Genomic DNA, 18,294 nt, shown 5'->3' on the forward strand with positions numbered 1-18,294 from the left:
AGGCATGCGGGACATCGTCGATCTGGGCGCCTTCGGCGCGGACTTCACCGCGGATCCATACAAGTACTACGCCAAACTGCACGCCCAGGGGCCGGTGCACCGTGTACGTATCCCTGATGGGCCGGAGGCGTGGCTGGTCGTCGGACACGAGGCGGTCAGGACCGCGCTGACCGACCCCCGCATCAGCAAGAACTGGCACGGGTCCGGCCTGCTGGGCGAGACCGGCGACGAAGCGGCACTGTTCACGAACATGCTGGACGCGGACCCGCCGCACCACACCCGCCTGCGGAAACTGGTGGCCAAGGAGTTCACGACCCGCCGTGTGGAGGCGCTCCGGCCGCGGGTGCAGCAGATCACCGATGAGCTGCTCGATGCGATGCTCGCCGCGCCGGACGGCCGTGCCGATCTCGTGGCGGCGCTCGCCTTCCCGCTGCCGATGACCGTCATCTGCGAGCTCCTCGGCGTTCCCAGCATCGACCGGGAGGCGTTTCGCCGCTGGTCGGACGAGCTGGTCGCGCCGACGAGTAACGAGGCGGTGCAGGCGGCGACTCTCGCGGTGTCCGAGTACCTCGTCGATCTCATCGAAGCCACCCGCAACAGCCCCGGCGACGGCCTGCTCAGTGCTCTGATCCGCACCAGCGACGAGGACGGCGACCAGCTCTCCCGCGAGGAGGTGGTCGGCACGGCGTTCCTGCTGCTGGTCGCCGGCCATGAGACGACCGTGAGCCTGCTGTCCAACGGCGTGCGCGCCCTGCTGCAGCACCCCGACCAACTGGCCGCCCTCCGTGCCGACTACTCGCTCCTCGACAACGCGGTGGAGGAGATGCTCCGCTACGACGGCCCGGTGGCCACGGCCACTTGGCGCTTCACCACGGAGCCGACCGACATCGCCGGAACGCAGATCCCCGCCGGCGAGAACGTGCTGGTCGCCCTGGCCTCCGCCTCCCGGGACAGCGAACGTTTCACGGCCGCCGACGACTTCGACATCACCCGCGACGCCCGCGGTCACGCCGCCTTCGGCCATGGCATCCACTTCTGCCTCGGAGCCCCACTGGCCCGTCTGGAGGCACGCGTCGCCATCCGGTCCCTTCTGGAGCGCTGCCCCGACCTCGCGATGGACGCCGACCCCGACGCCCTGACCTGGCGCACCGGGATGCTCATCCGGGGAACGGAGCGGTTGCCGGTGCGCTGGAAGGCGTAGGCAGGCGGCCGCCGCCCCCGGCCGGCGGCGGCCACGCTCCTCGCTTCTTCCGCTTCCACCCTCCCCGCCGCGATCCGCCTCACCACCGAGGAACGGCACTCGGTCCGCGACGACCTCATGCGCCTTGCGGAACTGCGCGCCAAGGACTTGTCCGACGCCCCCGGGCTTGGCCCTGTCCGACGAGCCCGGGGCCTTGGCTGCGCTTCAGCAGCTGAGGTTGTCGCCGGGCGTGGTCCCCAGGATCTCGACAAAGCTCTTGTAGCTGTTGATACGGCTCTGCACCTGCCCGGGATTGCCGCCGTTGCATTCCAGGGAGCCGTTGATGCTGCGAATGGTCTCACCGAATCCTGCGCCGGTGACCATCGCCTGGTGCGGGGTCATGGTGCCCGGCCCGGTCTGGGTGTTCCAGTACCAGAGCGCGGTCTTCCAGGCGACGGCGGGATCCTGCTCCACCAGATAGGGATTGTTCAGCAGATCGATGCCCAGTGCGTCACCCGCCGCCTTGTAGTTGAAGTTCCAGCTGAGCTGGATCGGTCCGCGCCCGTAGTAGGCGGCCTGACCGGCCGGGCACCCGTACGGCTGGGTGGCATCGCAGTAGTGGGGGTAGTTGCCGGTGTTCTGCTCCACCACGTAGACGAGGCCGCCGGTTTCATGGCTCACGTTCGCGAGGAAGGCCGCGGCCTCCTGGCGCTTCACGGTGTCGCTGCCGGTGTTCGCGAACTCCGGGTACGCGCTGAGCGCGGCGGTCAGACCGCTGTATGTGTAGAACGGATTCCGGTTCGGGAACATCTGGTTGAACTGCGCCTCGCTGACGACGAATCCCTCGGCTCGCGCCTCGGCGCCGGCCGGGGCCGCGGCGCACGAGGAGGAGCAGTTCGCCGTGGCAGCCGCGGTCGAGGTCGGCGCAACGAGGGCGACACCGGCGGCCAGGGCGGCGGCGCTCAGCAACGCGGCGGTACGAGATCTCATGGCAGGACTCCTTCGAGCGCGACCGGGCGCCGGACGGGCCGGCTGCAACGGCCGCTGTGGGGGGGGAAGCGGAGGAATCGCCTTACGCAGCACGCTTATTGACGTGCCACCGGGCACGGCCGACCGCGCTCTGCGACCACCAGCGAGATGCGGTCTAGACCAACCTCAGGCTATGGGCGGACAGTTGAGCATGTCCAGACCAATGCGCCGATCCATCGATCCACCGGCCCGCCAGCCCACCGATCCTCCATCCCCCCCTTCCCCCTTCCCCCTTCCCCCTTCCCCCGCGGGGAAGGCGCCGCCAGCTCCGTCGGCCTCGCGCCGGCACCGCAAATCACCAGGGAAAATCAGCGCACATGTGCGAGAGTGTCGCGATGATGCGAACTATCGGACTGCTCGGCGGCATGAGCTGGGAGTCCACGGCGGAGTACTACCGGCTGCTCAACGAGCTGACCCGCGAGCGCCTCGGCGGCCTGCACTCATCTCGCTGCGTGCTCTACTCCGTGGACTTCGCAGAGATCGAGAAGCTGCAGGTAGCAGGCGACTGGGAACAGGCCGCCAAGATCCTCGCCGAGGCGGCCAAGGCGCTGGAGGCAGCCGGCGCGGACCTGCTGCTGATCTGCACCAACACCATGCACAAGGTCGCCGACCAGGTGGCCGACGCCGTCACCATCCCCCTGCTGCACCTCGCCGACACCACGGCGGATGCGGTACGCGAAAACGGTCTGCGCCGCATCGGACTGCTCGGCACCGCCTTCACCATGGAGCAGGATTTCTACCGCGGCCGCCTGGAGAGCCACGGACTGGAGGTGCTGGTCCCGGACGCCGCCGGACGAAGCACGGTCCATCAGGTGATCTACCAAGAACTGTGCCTCGGCATTGTCCGCGAGGAATCCCGTGCGGCTTACAAGGCCGTCATCGACGACCTCGTAGCCGCGGGAGCCGAGGGCATCATCCTGGGCTGCACCGAGATCGAGCTGCTCATCGGCCCCGAGCACTCCCCGGTCCCGGTCTTCCCGACCACCCGACTGCACGCCGAAGCAGCCGTCACCCGGGCCCTCACCGACGTCCGGTAGTCGACATGACGACCACCAACTCCCCGAATTCCACACATTTTTGGGGTGGGGCCGAGGTTTGAACACACGACAGGTACGCTGACGTGGTGTCGCGCAGCGAGTTAGAACGTCTGGCCAGGATCCGGATACAGATCACCGGAGAGACGCTGGAACGCGCCATGGCCGTGCTCGGAGGGGAACTCACCCCTCCGAAGCCGGCGAACGAGCCCTCCCCCACCCCCGGACACGACTCCGAACCCGAGGCCGATCGCGACCGGCACGACGAGCCTGACACGACCGGTGCGACCGGCACGACCGGTGAGATCGACTCAGGCGCAGAGACCGACGGCGATGTCGCCCCCGACGGTCGACGGAAGCCCCGACGCCGCAATCACCTCCGCGGCCTCTGATCGCGATTCGCTGCTGGCCTCCACCGCGGAGCCCAGCAGCGGCGATCAAGTCACCCCGAAGCCAGACCACGAAAACATCTGACCGCAACCAACGGACAACGCTGCGTCACCACGACAGGCCCGCTCTCGCCACAGCACGAACGGCGGCCCGGCTCCGACAGCTGCGGCTGACCGCCAGGCTCACGTGACGAGGGGCCGCGCCAGCAGCGGTGTGCTGAGCACCTGGTGCCCCCCGCTGGCCAGCATGCGGACCTCGCCGCGGTCGCTGATCTCCGCGCGCACGATCCCCGACTCGTCCTCGTAGACCGGGTACCCGCCCGCTCCGGCCCGCTCGGTACGCCGGACGATCACCACGTCGTCCTCCACGGCGGAAGCTTGAAATACCAGCTCATAGCGTTCCGGGTAATCCATCGGGGCCTCCCGATACTGCTCGGCGGGTGCTCCGGGCATCGCTCCCCGCCGGCGCTGCACACGCGCCGCCGCACCTCGCTCTTCCATCGTCGCGCACGCACGCCCGAGGCGCCTCAGGAGGGGGCGGGAGGCGGTCGCTACCCGGCCAGGTCAGTGTGTCCCGAGTGACCGAAAGGCCATCCCTTTCCCCTGCCGTGCGGCTCAGCGGGCTGCCCCGAAGCTCCCTCGCACTGAGAAACCTGACATTTGTCATCTGGACTTGGGATCAAGGTCGTCCGGAAGGTTGACGGCCGGCCGCCGTACCGCCGCCAGAATCGAGAAAGCGAAGATCGAACAGCGGCCACAAGCCGTGAACTGACGGAGAAATCATGCCTGTTGCCCACCCCCCTCGCAGCCGTGTGCGGCTCGCCGGAACCGCCACCGCCGCCCTCCTCACGCTGACGATTCCGACCATCGCCCCGGCCGCCGCAGCCACTCCCGCTCCCGTCGCGCCGACCGCGGCCGACACACACACCGGCTCCGCGGTGCGCGCAGAGCAGGCCGGCCTCGACCGCACCGCCCTGGACTCGACGCTCAAGGCGTTCCACGACGCGGGGATGTACGGCGCCTACTCGGCGGTGCGCGACGGTTCCGAGGAGTGGCAGGGCGCGACGGGGGTCGCCGATGTCGGCACGGGTCGCCCCATCACCCCTCGGATGGAGCACCGCATCGGCAGCGTCACCAAGACGTTCACGGCCGTGGCCGTCCTTCAGGAGGTCGGCAGGGGACGCATCGCGCTGGACGCTCCCATAGGCCGCTATCTGCCCGACCTCATCCCCGGTGATCGCGGCCGAGCCATCACCGTCCGGATGCTGCTCAACCACACCAGCGGCATCGGCGAATACAGCCAAGCGATCTTCGCGACACCCAACAGCATGGAAGAGAACCGCTTCCGCCACTTCGCCCCCGATGAGCTGGCCCGACTCGGCCTCAAGGCAAAGCCGTTCGGCAAGCCGGGCGAGGCCCACCACTACTCCAACACCAATTACGTGATCGCGGGTCTCCTGCTGCGGAAGGTCACCGGCCAGGCACCGGAGTCGTACATCGCCCAGCACGTCATACGGAAGGCCGGGCTGCAGCACACCTACTTCCCGCAGACTCCGTACATCACCGGACCGCACGCCAAGATGTACGAGGCCGCGTACGGCGGATACAACCCGCCGCGCGACTTCAGCGTCTACAGCCCGTCCTGGGTCAGCACGGCCGGTGCGCTCATCTCGACGATGCCCGATCTGAATCGCTTCTATCGCGCACTGCTGGGCGGCGAACTGCTCCCCTCGGCCCAGCTGCGCCAGATGAAGACCACGGTGCCGATCGAGGGCAGTAGGGCGCGCTACGGCCTGGGCCTGCTCTGGACCAAGACACCCTGCGGCGAGTTCTGGGGGCACAACGGCCTGGTGCTCGGGGCCATGACCTGGACTCTGTCCAGCACGGACGGTCGCCGGCAGGTCTCCCTCGGCTTCAATTTGACGCGCTATCAGAAACTGGACGGAAACAACGTCCCCCAGGATGGTCCGATAGACGACGCCATGAACAAGCATCTCGCCCAGGGGGTGTGCGGGACCGCGCACCGACACTGAACGCGCCGACCGCACGCGACGCACCGAACGTCACACCCACGCCTGGGTGCGTGCCCGCTGGTGCCCCGCTCCCGTGCGCTGTCACGGGAGCGGGGCGGGTCCGAGAAGCGCCAGCAGCTCGGATAGTTACGGAACCACGGTACGGGTCACCACTGACAACGCCGCCTCCACACTGACGGCGATCCGTCCATGCGCCGCATGGGAACGCCACAATGGAGGGAGGTCAGGAGCACGGACCTCACCCGATCGGAGTACTCCGCAGCCTCGTGATCAACTCCCCGCCGTCTCACTGGAGAGAGCGTGTAGCCATGACACCTCGATTTTCGCTGGCGACGGTGGTCCTGGACTGCCTGGACGCTCATGCGCTCGCCGACTTCTACCGGCAGCTGCTCGGCTGGAAGGTGCAGGACAGCGAACCGGACTGGGTGCTGCTCAGCTGCCCGGACGGTGGAACGGGGCTCTCCTTCCAGTCCGAGCCGGGCTACCAGCCGCCGATGTGGCCCGAACGGGCCGCGGAGCAACAGAAGATGCTGCATCTCGACATACGGGTCGACGACCTCGCCGAGGCCGAGGCGTACGCGGTGACCATGGGCGCAGTCCGAGCCGAGTGCCAGCCGCAGGACGATGTGCGTGTGCTCTTCGATCCGGCGGGGCACCCCTTCTGCCTGTTCCTCCATTGAGGTAGTTCGCCGGCCACCGACCGCGGAGCGTGTGGGAATGGACACATGCAGGAAGCGAGGGGACGTAGAGGACCGACGGTCCTTGCTGGTCAGGCAGTTGCCGTGGTCTCGGGATCACCGCCCGGGTCAAGGACCGTGGACTCCGGGCCGTGCACGCCGGGAGGCGTTGTCAGTGTCTGCCCCTAACATTGCTCATATGTCCCCAACTCCTCCTGCCCATACGGGCATGCCTGTTCCTGCTGCCGAGGCGAACGAATCGATTCGCCGTTTTGTGCGTGCCCGGCGCGGTCTGGCGTGGACGGCCCAGGACATGGCGGAGTATGCGGTGCTGCTGGAGATCTGGACGCTGGCCGTACGCAACGAGGTCGTAGAGGCGGCATAGCCCTAGAGGCGACATGGCCGTAGAGGCGGCATGGTCGTAGAGGCGGCATGGTCGTAGCGACATGGCCGCGAAAGGATCCGTGCGGATGGATCGTGTCTACGACGAGCGCCTGGCCGGCGCCTATGAGCGCGGCAACGAGATGCCCGAAGCCTCTCTTCGGGCCTGGGTTGAGCTGATCGCTTCCGCTGTGCACTGCCGGTCACCGGCCATTGTCGAGATCGGCGCCGGGACCGGTAGGTTCTCCGCCGCGATGGCGCACTGGATCGACGGTTCCAGTGTGCTGGCCGTGGACACCTCCGAACCGATGCCGGCCGAAGCCCGCCGCCATCACGCACATCCCGCGGTGCGCTACGTGTCGGGGTCTGCCGAGAACGTGCCCGCCGATGACGACGCGTTCGACATGGCCTTCCTCTCCCGCGTGATTCATCACCTTCCCGATCGCACAAGGTCTCCGAAGGGCTACAGCGCCTCGCCCTCGCGGCCCAGGCCGAACCCGTCGAGCGGCCGGTACCCGTCGTCGAACGCTACGACGTAGCCGTGTTCTCCCGCAGGTGAGGCATGAGCAGTCCTCGCCGGTCAGCCATCGGGCTTCGTCTCCGTCCCCCGTGCTGACCGCCCCGCCGGTCCTTCCTGGGTGATCGTGCCGCGGCGGGTGGGTCTGCGCGGCCGGCCCAGTCCGGTGGCGGCTGGTTCGGGCCGGGTGTCCACCAGGTCACGGACGAGAGCGTGGTCCGGGGACAGCCGGCAGGCGGGATCGGTGGCCGCGGCGTCGCCGGTGAGCGCGAAGGCCTGGCAGCGGCAGCCGCCGAAGTCCTTCTCCCGCAGGTCACAGCTGCGGCAGGGGTCGCGCATCCACTCCGTGCCCCGATAGCGCTGGAAAGCCGGGGACCGGTCCCAGATCCACTCCAGGCGGTGATCGCGGGCATTGGGGGCACCGAGGCCGGGGATCGAGGCGGCGGCCGTGCAGGGCAGCACCGTGCCGTCGGGAGCGACGGTGAGCGAGAGGGCACCCCAACCACCCATACAGGGCTTGGCCTTTCCGTCGAAGTAGTCGGGGACGACCCAGATCACTTCGAGGGATCCGGCGAGCTCCGTCCGTCGGAGCCGTACGGTCCGCTGGGCCCGATCGAGTTGCTCGCGGGTGGGCAGCAGCTCGGCGCGGTTGTGCAATGCCCAGCCGTAGAACTGGGTGTTGGCGAGTTCGACGCGATCCGCACCCCATGCGAGGCCGAGGTTGATCAGGGCGTCCAGCGCATCGAGGTTGTGGCGGTGCAGAACGACGTTGAGGCCGAGCGGCAGTCCGGAGTCCCGGACCAGGGCGGCGGCCCGCTCCTTGGCGGCGAAGGAACGACGTCCGGCGATCAGGTCGGAGGGGCTCGGTTCGGCGTGCTGGACGGAGAGCTGCACACTGCGCAGTCCGGCTGCGACGAGCCGGCCGAGCCGGGCCCGGGTGAGGCCGACGCCGCTGGTGATGAGCTGGGTGTGGATCCCGGCTCCGTCGGCCGCCGCGACGATCGCATCGAGGTCGGGGCGCAGCAGCGGTTCGCCGCCGGAGAGGTGTGCGCTGACCACTCCGATGTCGGCGGCTTGGCGGAGTACGTCCTCCCATTCCCCGGTCGTCAACTCCGCCTTCTTCTGGATGAGTTCGAGTGGGTTGGAGCAGTAGGTGCAGTGCAGGGGGCAGCCGTGGGTGAGTTCGGCGAGCAGGGCCCAGGGGCGCGGCGGCCCAGGCGTAGACGAAGGCGGGGCCGTGCGGGACGGGTGCGCGGGCTCCGCGGCGTGCGCCGGATCCTGTGCGGAGGAACTGGACGATCTGGTCACCGCAGCCACCCTTCCTCTCGTATCCGCCCGAGGAACTCCGGAACTTCCGTCGACACCGGCGCGTCCGGATACCGGCGGCTCAGTTCTGCGACGATCGCCGGTACGTCACGTCGGCCGTCGCACAGCCGCAGCACCTCGCCCGCGTTCCCCTCCAGCACCACGACGCGTTCGGGGAGGAGCAGCAGATCGGTGTCGCGTACCCGGTCATGGCGCAGGTGGACGCCGGGGGCCGGTTCCGGGCACCAGGGCGTCACGGCCCCTCACCTCGCTCGACCGCGTCCAGCAGCGCCCACAGCACCTGGCATTTGAACGTCAGCGCGGCGACCGCCAGGTCCTGCTCGGTCTCCGTTCGCGCCCAGTCCAGCACCAGTGCCAGCGCCTCCTTGCTGTCCCGTCGCCCCTGGCTCTGTCGGCCACGGAAGTAGGCCAGACCGTCGGCCTCGATCCAGCGGTAGTGCTTCTCGAAGGCGTCGATCCGGGTGCGCATGATGTCCGGCGCGGACAGTTCGGTGAGTGAGGCCGCCACCGCCTCCAGCGGCGAGCGCAGCCGGCAGAAGTTGACGTAGCCGTCGACGGCGAGTCGGACTCCTGGCAGGACACCGGCCTCGTCCAGCAGCAGCGACCGGTCGATTCCGGCCGCCTCGCCGAGCCGCAGCCAGCGCTCGATTCCGCCCTCGCCCTCCTGCTGCCCGTCATGGTCCTGGATCCGTCGCAGCCACATCCGGCGCAGTTCCGGGGTGTGCAGCTTCGCCAGGATCAGGGCGTCCTTGATGGGGATATGGCGCTGGTAGTGGAAGCGGTTGCGGATCCACCTTCGCAGCTCCTCGGGCGTCAACTCGCCTTGGTGCATACGCACGTTGAAGGGGTGGCGGTCGTGGTAGCTGTCGCGGGCCACGGCTCGCAGTCGCTCCTCGAACGGCGTGCTCATAGATCGATCTCCATGCCTTCCGAAGCCACCGCGAGCCCCAACTCCGCCAGCTGCTTGTGCTGTGGCGCGGCGGGGTCGACGAGCGGGTTGGTGTTGTTGAGGTGGGTGTAGAGGCAGCGGGCGGCGAGCGGCGCCAGGCGGACGGCGGTCCCGTCCGGTCCGTCGATGGGCAGATGCCCCATGCCGTGCGCGGTACGCGTGGAGAACCCGCTGCGGCGGGGTTCGTCGTCGTCCCAGAAGGTGCCGTCGAGCAGGACGGCATCGGCACCGGCCAGCGCCTCGTGGAACGCCTCGGGCCAGGCGGCGAGGGCCGGGGCGTAGAGCAGGGTGCCCCCGGTCCGGCGGTCGTGCAACCGGATGGCGACGACCCAGGGGTCGTTGTCCCGTCGCTTGTCGCTGTGCTGACCACTGTCCTGGTCACCGCCCGTGTCACGAGCGGCGTACCGGGGCCGTTTCGCGGAGAGCGGGATGGCGCTGATCTCGACGTCGGACCCCTCGCTCAGCGGTACCGGCGCGGAGCCCAACTCCCGCCATTCGAGCTGGATATAGGGCGTGAGAACGTCATCGAGGTGCGCACGGTCGCATAGCGCGGCACGGACCGGTCCGGTGGCGAGCACTTCGATCCGGTCGGCCTCGCGGAGCCGTGCGATGCCGAGCGTGTGGTCGAGTTCGGCGTCGGTGAGCGCGATTCCCGCCACGGGGGTCCGACGTGCCGCGGGGCCCGGGTGGAGGGCGGGTGTGCTCTCTATCTGGTCGGCGATGTCGGGTGTGGCGTTGATCAGGTACCAGTGGTCGTCATCGGCTCGTACGGCGAGCGAGGCGTGGCGGCGGCGCCGATCGGGGTGCGCGCGTGCCCCGGAGCACCCGGGGCACGCACAGTTCCACTGCGGCACTCCGCCGCCCGCCGCGGTGCCGAGCACCTGCAGCAGCACGGCGGGGCGGTCAGCGGGTGGTGAGGGAATAGGCGGTGACTTCCAGCGCGGTCTCGATGACCGTATAGCCCGGCTTCCGCCAGACGTCGGCCGGCCGGCGGCGCGGAACGGCGGGCCGGCGGGCGGCCGCGTCGCGACCGCTCACGTTATGCGAGACATCCTTATTGCTGCGGAATTTCATGCCGATTCCAGCCTTTCGTAGGGAGGCGGGGCGTGGAAGTGTGCGGAGTACCGGGCGCCGGGGCCACCGCCGAGGGACAGTAGCCATTGCTCGCCACGCTAGAGGGAACGGAACGGGGAACGCGGTCGTTTCACCAACGGTTCCAGGGCGCCGGCCGTTGACGGATCGTTGACCACGTGGCGTCGTATCGTCGCCTCGTTACGCTCCTTGTGTTGCTTTGCAGAATCCTCAGCCGTCGGGCCACGGTCAAGAGCGGGACGCAAAAATGGTCCGACCTATGGGGCGATTGCGTCGTCCCCCAAGAGTCTCAGCAGCCACAACTTCCCTGCTCATTAAGGGAATCTGCGGAATGCTCCCCTCGACCAAGGAACTTCGCACCTCAACTCCGCGCTCGACAACGGGAATACCTCCCATGTCCCCATGCCTTGACCCGACCCCTGAAGCGCAGTACTTTCCGAAGCTCCCCGAACCAACAGGAAACTTTCCTATCAGCCCGGCGCCGCTGATGCTCGTCCGCTCGTCCCGAGGGAACGCCCATCGCATCTCCCTGACCGGAGGACCCCCCATGCGCATCCGCACCAGAGCCGCGCGCCACACCACACTGACCGTCATCGCCGCTACCGCCCTGGCCGCCGGACTCCTCCTCTCGACCGCCGGTACGGGCGGCGCCGCCGGCACCTCCGCTCCCGCCTCCGAGCCCGGCACCCCTCGGACGGTGTCGGCGGGCTGGTCCATCCCCTGGGGCCTGAGCTGGTTGCCCGACGGCTCCGCCCTGATCACCGAGCGCGATTCGTTCAAGGTCTTCACGCTCACCCAGGACGGCACGAAGACGGAGATCGGCGAGGTCCCCGACGTCGTCACGACGGGTGGCGAGGGCGGACTGCTGAGCATCGCCGTATCGCCGTCCTGGAAGACCGACCACTACGTGTACGTGATGCACACCGCCGCCGAAGGCAACCGCATCGCTCGCCTGACCTTCGACGGCAGCACGCTCGGCGACTACAAGGTGCTGGTGGACGGCATCAAGAAGAACACGTACCACAATGGCGGCCGCATCAAGTTCGGCCCCGACGGCTATCTCTATGCCACCACGGGCGATGCCCGGGAATCCGACCTGGCCCAGGACAGGAATTCGCTCAACGGCAAGATCCTCCGGATGACCCCCGACGGAAAACCGGCCCCCGGCAACCCCTTCGACTCGCTGATCTACTCCTACGGCCACCGCAACCCGCAGGGCATCACCTGGGACGCCCAGGGGCGCCTGTGGGAAGGCGAGCTGGGCAACAGCAAGTACGACGAGCTGAACCTCATCGAGCCGGGTGAGAACTATGGCTGGCCGGAGTGCGAGGGCGAGTGCTCGGTCTCCGGGATGACCAATCCGAAGCGTCAGTGGCCGGTCGCGGAGGCGTCGCCCAGCGCGGTCGCATACGCCGACGGGGCGATCTACATGGCAGCGCTACGGGGCGAGCGCCTGTGGCGCATACCCGTCGACGGGACGACCGCCGGCACCCCCAAGGCGTACTACACCAACGACTACGGGCGGCTGCGTACGGTCGAGTCCGTCCCCGGCACGAAGTCCCTGTGGCTGACCACCACCAATGCCGACAACAACGGGGACGGCGGGCCGGGCTCGGACAAGGTGTTCCAGGTCGACCTGAAGTAGACCTCGGGATGGCTGCGGCGGCCGGCCACCTGTGTGGGGAGGCGGCCGGCCACCGTGACGTCTGATTTCCGCCAGCCGCGGCGCCGTCGAAGCCGCAGACTCAGAGAGCGGCGGCAGCACCGGCCACGGCTGCGGGCGGCCGTGCAGTACCAACTGGCAGAACCAACGGACAGAACCAGACGCACGACCAAGGACGCACCGTGACCTCTCCCCTCCTCCCCCGCACGGAGGCGTCCGCGTACGGCGACCTCCCCTCCCCCGCCCCCCACCGCGCTGCCGAACTCGGCGCCCTACTGGGCCTGTTGACCGCCCCGCGTACCCGTATCAGCACAGTGGTCGTCGGCCACAGCCGGGACGCGGCGTCCCGTTGCGCAGCCGCGGCGTTCATCGAGGCGTGGCGTGCGACGGGCGATAGGACCGTTCTCGCCAGGGTTGACTGGCCGGAGACCGCCGCATCCTGGTTGCGGGCGGCCGTGCGCTTCACTACCGAGGAGCCGGACGCCTGGGTGGTGGCCGCCGCCCCACTCGGCTGGGCCCAAATGAGTCGTCGGCTCCGCCACAGCACTGACTGGGACCCGGCCCGCACCTACGGCTTCGCCTCGCTCGGGGACTCCCGCCTCCCCGCGCTGGCCGGGCCGGCCACGCTGCAGGGCATGCGCGGGGCCACGGCCGAGGGAGCGATCTGGACGATCGACCGCGGCTGGGTCACCCACCAGGTCACGGCGCCGCCAGCCGGCGACGTCGGCCGTGGCACGCTGTAGGGAGGCAGCGCGAACCGGCCGTCGGGGGAATCAGCGATCACGCGCATCAGCGGTCGCGCGCATCAAAAGTCGGCAAGGGTCACGCGAGCGGTGTCGGCGCGACGAGGCAGGAGCAGATGAGCACGCCCCTCCCAGGTTTCGAGGGCTTCACCACGGCGGCGGAGCACGCCCGCGCTGCCCGTACGGACAGCGACCAGTGCACCCCAGATGCGGGCCGGGGCCGCCGGGAACTCGCCCCCGGCGCCGTGCATGTCCCCGGCTGGCTCTCCCTGGCCCAGCAGCGCGAGCTGGTCGCCGCCTGCCGCGACTGGGCGCGCGGCCCGGCCCCTATCAGGCACACCAAGCTCCCACGCGGGGGCGTGATGTCCGTCCAGACGGTGTGCATCGGCTGGCACTGGCAGCCGTACGCGTACACCCGCACCGCCGACGATGTGAACGGCGCCCGGGTCGCCGCATTCCCGGACTGGATGGTCGCGCTGGGCCGCCGTGCACTGGTCGAGGCGTACCAGAACGCCACCGCGGGTGACACCTACACTCCGGACACCGCGCTGATCAACTTCTACGACGGCCAGGCGAAACTCGGTATGCACCAGGACAAGGAGGAGCGCTCCGACGCGCCGGTGGTCTCCCTCAGCATCGGCGACACCTGCGTCTTCCGGTTCGGCAACACCGAGACCCGCACCAAGCCGTACACCGACATCGAGCTGGCCTCCGGCGATCTCTTCGTCTTCGGCGGCCCGTCCCGCTTCGCGTACCACGGCGTGCCCAAGGTCCGCCCGGGCACCGGCGACCCGGCAACCGGGCTGAGCAGCGGCCGCCTCAACATCACCATGCGGGTGACCGGGCTCGACGGCTGACGCCGGTCGCTCTCAGCGGCGATGTCAGTGCCGGGGGGCACACTGGAGTCATGTGCCGCAGCATCAAGACACTCCGTCCGCCCACCACCCCCATGGTCACCGACGAGGACATCCGGGCCGCGGCCCTGCAGTACGTCCGCAAGGTCTCCGGCTTCCGTGCGCCCGCCGCGCACAACCGCGCGGTGTTCGATGACGCCGTGGACGCCGTGGCGGCCGCGACCCGGGAACTCCTCGACGGCCTGCAGATCCGCGGCTCCGCCGCCGCCCGCCAGCACTCCCCCTGAGAGGCGGCGCCACCAGCACGGACAGCGAGACCTCGCCGCCACTCCGGGACAGCGCCGCAACAAGAAGGGGGCGCCGCGACTCCCCCGCCTCCCCTCACCTCACCACTCGACCAGCGCCTGCACCGGTAGGTGATCGCTCGGAAACTGACCGTGCGCGGAGTAGGTGTTGATCGTCGCCCGCCGCGTACGCACTCCCGGCGAGGTGAGGATCCAGTCGATGCGGTCCCCGTCCCGCACCAGCGGCCGGTATCCGTGAAAGGTGGCGTACTGGGCACTGCGCTCGTCCGCCGTGTCCCAGCTGTCGACGAGCGCCCCGCCATTGAGCATCGCCTCGTACACGGGGTTCTTGTGCGCCGCGACATTGAAGTCGCCGGTGACGATCCGGGGCAGGCCGGCATCCAGTCCGCCCAACCGCTGTGTGATCAGAGCGGCGGACCGCTCCCGCGAATACTGGTTCAGATGATCGAGGTGCGTATTGAGCGCAGAGAACTCGCCGCCCGTCCGCAGATCCCGGAAGCGCACCCAGGTCGCCATCCGGATGACGGTGTTTCCCCAGGTCGCCGACGCGATCAGATAGGGCGTGTCGGACAGCCAGAAGTGGTCGTACTCGACCGGAGCCAGCCGCCGCACATCGTAGAAGACCGCCGCGAACTCGTCCTTGCTCCCGCCGCCCCGCCCCGTCCCCACCCAGTCGTACGTCGGCCCGAGATCCGCTGCGATGTCGCGCAGCTGTCCGTACAGCCCTTCCTGGGTACCGAGCAGGTGCGGGGCCTCGTGACGGAGCAGGGACCGCATCACGGGCCGGCGCTCGGCCCAGGAGTTCGGCCGGCTGTCCGAGGCGTACCGCAGGTTGAAGGTCATCACCCGCAGCGCCCGCCCGCCGTCGGCGGCGTACGCGGTCCCCGGCCCGTACGCCGCCACCATCGGCGCGGCAGCCGCCGTGGCGGCCACCGCCCGCAAGGCAACCCGCCGACTGAACGGCGCGGACTCAGCGCACTCATGCGAAGCGGAAGCGAGACCAGTCACGGCAACTCCAGTCAGTCGGCCAGGCAGGCAGGCATCCATCCGGCTATCCGGCCATCAAAGCCGGACACTCCAGCCGCCAGGGCCTCAATCCCGCCCAAGGCCCCAACCCCGACAGAGTCTCGGACACCCCGGCAATCCGGAAGTAGCCCACAAAGGAACCCACTTGGAACTACGGGGAACCTGCTGGAGTTCGCGCGACCCGGTTCCGCTCCCCCTCCGTCCCCCTACCGGTCGCCGGCCGGCCCCTGCCAGTCCGCGTATTGGATACGGGCGAGGTCCCGTACATCGCCGACCGTGGCCCACTCGTTCTTGCCCATCCGCGACAACGGCTTCAGCCGGGAAACCTCGGGGTGCCCGTCGACCATCACGTCCTGCGACACCACCGCATGCACCACCCGCCCGAAGACGACGGTGGAATCCCCGATCCCGACCGTGCTGTGCACCTCGCACTCCAACGCCACGGGCGAAGCAGCCACCCGCAAGGGCTTGACCCGCAGACTCGGCTCGGAATCGATGCCGGCTGCCTCGAATTCGCTCATACCATGCGGGAAATCGGCCCCGGTGTCATTGATCTGCGCCATGAGCCCCTCCGGCGAAAAATTCACCACGAACTGCCCGGTCGCCTCGACATTGCGCAGGGTGTCCTTGCGCCCGACGGAACTGAACTGCACAACGGGCGGTGCGACACTCGCGATCGAGAAGAACGAGTGCGGTGCGAGGTTGTGCGTCCCGTCCGCCGAGACCGTGGACACCCAGGCGATCGGCCGCGGCACCACCGTCGAGGTCAGCAGCCGGTAGAAGTCGTCGCGGGACATGGCAGCAGGATCAAAGTCAGTACGCATGGTGATCAGTATCCACACAGGCGGCCGCGGATCCTACAGCGGATCCACGGCACCACCAAACCCCTGAATTCGACGGAAAGTGCCCGGTATCGGGAGTCACCGAGCACCAGGAGCCGACACCGTGCCCACAGCAGCAACCACCGTCTGGGAGGACTTCGAGGTCCCCGCCCTGCCCGCGGCGGCCAGGTCACCCTCAACCTCCACGACCACCTGGCCGCCTACGCCCCCAAACGCCCCGGCGCCTACCTGCGCATCTCCTCCGACCGCTTCGGCCTCGAAGCCGGTGTCGACCGCCGGCTCGAAGACGCCGAAGACACCCGCGCCCGACTGCGCTGGGGCTCCTTCGCCAAGGTCTACCGGGAAAACGACACCTCGGCCTTCAAAAAGCGCAAGGTCATCAAGCCCGACGGCTCCATCGACTGGATCGTCCTGCGCCCCGAGTTCCGCCACCTCCTGGCCGATCTCGCCAACGGTGTCATCGACGGAGTGATCTCCTACGACCTCGACCGGCTCGTCCGTCAGCCCCGGGACCTCGAAGACCTCATCGACATCGTCGAATACGTCAAGCGCCCGGTCACCGGCGCCACCGGCGGCCGCATGAACCTCATCAACGACAGCGACCGCCACATGGCCCGCATGATGTGCGTGATGGCACTCAAGTCCTCCGAGGACACCGCCCGCCGCGTCGCCCGCCAACACCTCTCCGCCGCCCAGAACGGACTCGCCCAAGGCCGCATCGCCTACGGCTGGGTCCGTGAAGGCGAGCGCAAGGGCCAGCTTGTCCCGGATGAGGCCGACGTGGTCGTGCGGATCTTCCAGGACTTCATGTCGGGTGAATCGGCCTACAGCATCGCCAGGACCTTCAACGCCGAAGGGATCGAGCCTCCTGCCGCCCGCACCTGGTCGTCCACGATGGTCGCCAAGATGCTCCGCAATCCGCGCTACGCGGGCATGGTCTCCTACGCGGGGAAACATCGCGTCCAAGCCGCTACTGCCGGGGACGGCTGGTCACTGGTCCTCTTCGATGACGAGGGACGCCCCTTGCTCGGCTCGTGGGAACCCATCGTTACCCCCAAGCTCTGGTCCCAGGTCCAGTTCGAGTGGCAACGCCGCCGCCAAAAGGCAGGCATCAAGCCTGGCGAGTCCGGCACCGCACCGGTCAGCAGGTACCTGCTCTCCGGAATTCTGCGGTGCAGCAAATGCCATCGAGGTCTGGTGGGGCACCGCTACCGGCGCAGGTCAGGAAAGGTAGTACACAACTACGTCTGTCCCTCCTCCGAGCGAGGCGGCTGTGGGCGATTCCCCATCTCGGCGCCCGCCGCTGACACAGCGGTCGAGGAAGCCATGAATGCGTTCCTGCGTAGGCAGCTTCAGACATCGCAGACCGGCTTGGATCAATCCGCCGGCACTATCACGGCTTTGCAGGCGCGGTTGGATCAGGAACTTGCCCGGAAGAGCGAACTCATCCACCGGTGGTCCGAGGGGTCCTTGCATGAGGCCGATTTGACCGAGGAGGACTACTTCACCATGCTGGCGGCCCTCAATCGCAAGATTTCCAGCCTCAGGGAATCGATCGCCACCCTGGAGGGCACTCCTCCGCCGAGGGTCGCCCCTGAGGAGCTCCTCACCAATTGGACAACGGGGTCGCTGCTCCAGAGGCGCGCAGTCCTCAAGCGCTACCTGCGCTCCATCACGGTGCAACCGCCCCTTCCATCATCGGAGTTCGACCGCTCCGAGCTCGTGAAGGCGCGTCTCGCTCCACACTGGAAGACCACCGCAGAAATATCCACGTAGAAAATAGGCGTCCCCAGCCGATCGTTCGGCTGGGGACGCCTTGCATCTCACCGCCCCATATATTCCAAGAGCTTCCATATTCGCACGGCTTCAGCCTCCGCCAGGACCGGACTCTCTTCGAGAAACCTCTCCACCCAATCACTCTCGCACTCACTATCCCCTCGACTCTTCAACACAGCTCCCACATCCACGCCCGTCACACGATGCAATGCCCGATCACGCGCCATAGTATTTTCCTACCCGACGATTTGGATGACCGCACAACGCACGCTCACCAGGAGCCCTCCATAACACCTGGAAGTCGTCCGTCGGCGTGCATAGGAGCAAGGTAGAAAATAATTCCGGCCGCACCAAATGACGCACACGCCCTCCTCACCGTCAATCCGTAAAGCCAAGTTTGAGCTGGGTTACGGGGCGCGTCAGGGAGATCTGGTGACACTCCAAGTCGACCAACAGCTCACTTCCGTAGAAGTGTGGG

General features: G+C 68.3%; 21 protein-coding genes. 12 read left to right on the plus strand and 9 right to left on the minus strand.

What is annotated here, in order from left to right:
• The first annotated feature begins 4 nt into the window (after positions 1–4).
• Entirely contained in the window at positions 5–1,201 is a 1,197-nt protein-coding gene (locus ACZ4NB_RS19395) for a cytochrome P450 family protein (RefSeq protein ID WP_467663047.1), read from the plus strand.
• Between the two features lie 204 nt (positions 1,202–1,405).
• On the opposite strand, the gene ACZ4NB_RS19400 is transcribed toward ACZ4NB_RS19395, so the two are convergent.
• A complete protein-coding gene (locus ACZ4NB_RS19400; protein ID WP_467663049.1) occupies positions 1,406–2,170 on the minus strand; it encodes a chitinase in 765 nt (254 codons plus the stop codon).
• Positions 2,171–2,547: 377 nt separating this feature from the next.
• Here ACZ4NB_RS19400 and ACZ4NB_RS19405 point away from each other — a divergent pair, with 377 nt between their 5' ends.
• Positions 2,548–3,246, plus strand: coding sequence for an aspartate/glutamate racemase family protein (locus ACZ4NB_RS19405; RefSeq protein WP_467663311.1), 699 nt, complete (start codon positions 2,548–2,550; stop codon positions 3,244–3,246).
• Between the two features lie 86 nt (positions 3,247–3,332).
• On the plus strand, positions 3,333–3,635 hold the full coding sequence (locus ACZ4NB_RS19410; RefSeq protein ID WP_467663051.1) for a hypothetical protein: 303 nt from the start codon (positions 3,333–3,335) through the stop codon (positions 3,633–3,635).
• A 180-nt stretch (positions 3,636–3,815) separates the two neighbouring features.
• Here ACZ4NB_RS19410 and ACZ4NB_RS19415 read toward each other — a convergent pair whose 3' ends face one another.
• Positions 3,816–4,046: a DUF6296 family protein gene (locus tag ACZ4NB_RS19415; protein ID WP_384430388.1), complete on the minus strand. Its 231-nt coding sequence runs from the start codon at positions 4,044–4,046 to the stop codon at positions 3,816–3,818.
• Between the two features lie 368 nt (positions 4,047–4,414).
• On the opposite strand from ACZ4NB_RS19415, the gene ACZ4NB_RS19420 reads away from it, so the two are divergent.
• The 4 genes from ACZ4NB_RS19420 to ACZ4NB_RS19435 all read left to right on the plus strand — a co-directional run bounded on the left by ACZ4NB_RS19420 (position 4,415) and on the right by ACZ4NB_RS19435 (position 7,262).
• Complete coding sequence (locus ACZ4NB_RS19420; RefSeq protein WP_467663053.1) at positions 4,415–5,665, plus strand: serine hydrolase domain-containing protein; 1,251 nt, start codon at positions 4,415–4,417, stop codon at positions 5,663–5,665.
• A 308-nt stretch (positions 5,666–5,973) separates the two neighbouring features.
• Entirely contained in the window at positions 5,974–6,345 is a 372-nt protein-coding gene (locus ACZ4NB_RS19425; RefSeq protein WP_467663055.1) for a VOC family protein, read from the plus strand.
• 226 nt (positions 6,346–6,571) lie between these two features.
• Entirely contained in the window at positions 6,572–6,727 is a 156-nt protein-coding gene (locus ACZ4NB_RS19430; RefSeq protein WP_467663057.1) for a hypothetical protein, read from the plus strand.
• 85 nt (positions 6,728–6,812) lie between these two features.
• A complete protein-coding gene (locus ACZ4NB_RS19435) occupies positions 6,813–7,262 on the plus strand; it encodes a class I SAM-dependent methyltransferase (protein ID WP_467663059.1) in 450 nt (149 codons plus the stop codon).
• A 41-nt stretch (positions 7,263–7,303) separates the two neighbouring features.
• Here the strand turns inward: ACZ4NB_RS19435 and pqqE are convergent, their stop codons facing one another.
• The 5 genes from pqqE to pqqA form a co-directional block, all read right to left on the minus strand.
• Positions 7,304–8,434, minus strand: a complete 1,131-nt coding sequence (gene pqqE, locus ACZ4NB_RS19440; protein WP_467663313.1) for a pyrroloquinoline quinone biosynthesis protein PqqE — start codon at positions 8,432–8,434, stop codon at positions 7,304–7,306.
• Positions 8,435–8,544: 110 nt separating this feature from the next.
• Positions 8,545–8,802 carry a pyrroloquinoline quinone biosynthesis peptide chaperone PqqD gene (gene pqqD / locus ACZ4NB_RS19445; protein ID WP_467663061.1) on the minus strand — a complete coding sequence of 86 codons (258 nt, stop codon included), beginning with the start codon at positions 8,800–8,802 and terminating at the stop codon, positions 8,545–8,547.
• Positions 8,799–9,476: a pyrroloquinoline-quinone synthase PqqC gene (gene pqqC, locus ACZ4NB_RS19450; protein ID WP_467663063.1), complete on the minus strand. Its 678-nt coding sequence runs from the start codon at positions 9,474–9,476 to the stop codon at positions 8,799–8,801. Before pqqC ends, pqqD begins: the two co-directional genes overlap by 4 nt.
• Positions 9,473–10,408, minus strand: coding sequence for a pyrroloquinoline quinone biosynthesis protein PqqB (pqqB, locus tag ACZ4NB_RS19455; RefSeq protein WP_467663065.1), 936 nt, complete (start codon positions 10,406–10,408; stop codon positions 9,473–9,475). Before pqqB ends, pqqC begins: the two co-directional genes overlap by 4 nt.
• Positions 10,409–10,418: 10 nt before the next feature.
• Positions 10,419–10,553 (minus strand): pyrroloquinoline quinone precursor peptide PqqA, encoded by a 135-nt coding sequence (gene pqqA / locus ACZ4NB_RS19460; protein WP_467663067.1) that lies wholly within the window; start codon positions 10,551–10,553, stop codon positions 10,419–10,421.
• Positions 10,554–11,154: 601 nt separating this feature from the next.
• Here pqqA and ACZ4NB_RS19465 point away from each other — a divergent pair.
• The 4 genes from ACZ4NB_RS19465 (at position 11,155) to ACZ4NB_RS19480 (ending at position 14,154) form a co-directional block, all read left to right on the plus strand.
• On the plus strand, positions 11,155–12,252 hold the full coding sequence (locus tag ACZ4NB_RS19465) for a PQQ-dependent sugar dehydrogenase (protein ID WP_467663068.1): 1,098 nt from the start codon (positions 11,155–11,157) through the stop codon (positions 12,250–12,252).
• A 200-nt stretch (positions 12,253–12,452) separates the two neighbouring features.
• Positions 12,453–13,013, plus strand: a complete 561-nt coding sequence (locus ACZ4NB_RS19470) for a hypothetical protein (RefSeq protein WP_467663070.1) — start codon at positions 12,453–12,455, stop codon at positions 13,011–13,013.
• 245 nt (positions 13,014–13,258) lie between these two features.
• Complete coding sequence (locus ACZ4NB_RS19475) at positions 13,259–13,870, plus strand: alpha-ketoglutarate-dependent dioxygenase AlkB family protein (protein WP_467663315.1); 612 nt, start codon at positions 13,259–13,261, stop codon at positions 13,868–13,870.
• 50 nt (positions 13,871–13,920) lie between these two features.
• The gene (locus ACZ4NB_RS19480) at positions 13,921–14,154 is read left to right on the plus strand and encodes a DUF2277 domain-containing protein (RefSeq protein WP_467663072.1); all 234 of its coding nucleotides are present in this window, start codon (positions 13,921–13,923) and stop codon (positions 14,152–14,154) included.
• A 99-nt stretch (positions 14,155–14,253) separates the two neighbouring features.
• Here ACZ4NB_RS19480 and ACZ4NB_RS19485 read toward each other — a convergent pair whose 3' ends face one another.
• Positions 14,254–15,078 carry an endonuclease/exonuclease/phosphatase family protein gene (locus tag ACZ4NB_RS19485; protein ID WP_467663317.1) on the minus strand — a complete coding sequence of 275 codons (825 nt, stop codon included), beginning with the start codon at positions 15,076–15,078 and terminating at the stop codon, positions 14,254–14,256.
• A gap of 326 nt (positions 15,079–15,404) precedes the next feature.
• A complete protein-coding gene (locus ACZ4NB_RS19490; RefSeq protein WP_467663074.1) occupies positions 15,405–16,022 on the minus strand; it encodes a flavin reductase family protein in 618 nt (205 codons plus the stop codon).
• Here ACZ4NB_RS19490 and ACZ4NB_RS19495 point away from each other — a divergent pair.
• Positions 15,903–17,816, plus strand: coding sequence for a recombinase family protein (locus tag ACZ4NB_RS19495; protein ID WP_467663076.1), 1,914 nt, complete (start codon positions 15,903–15,905; stop codon positions 17,814–17,816). The two genes, ACZ4NB_RS19490 and ACZ4NB_RS19495, sit on opposite strands and share 120 nt — an antisense overlap.
• The last annotated feature ends 478 nt before the right edge of the window (positions 17,817–18,294 follow it).

This window comes from Streptomyces sp. NPDC026575, assembly GCF_055567415.1.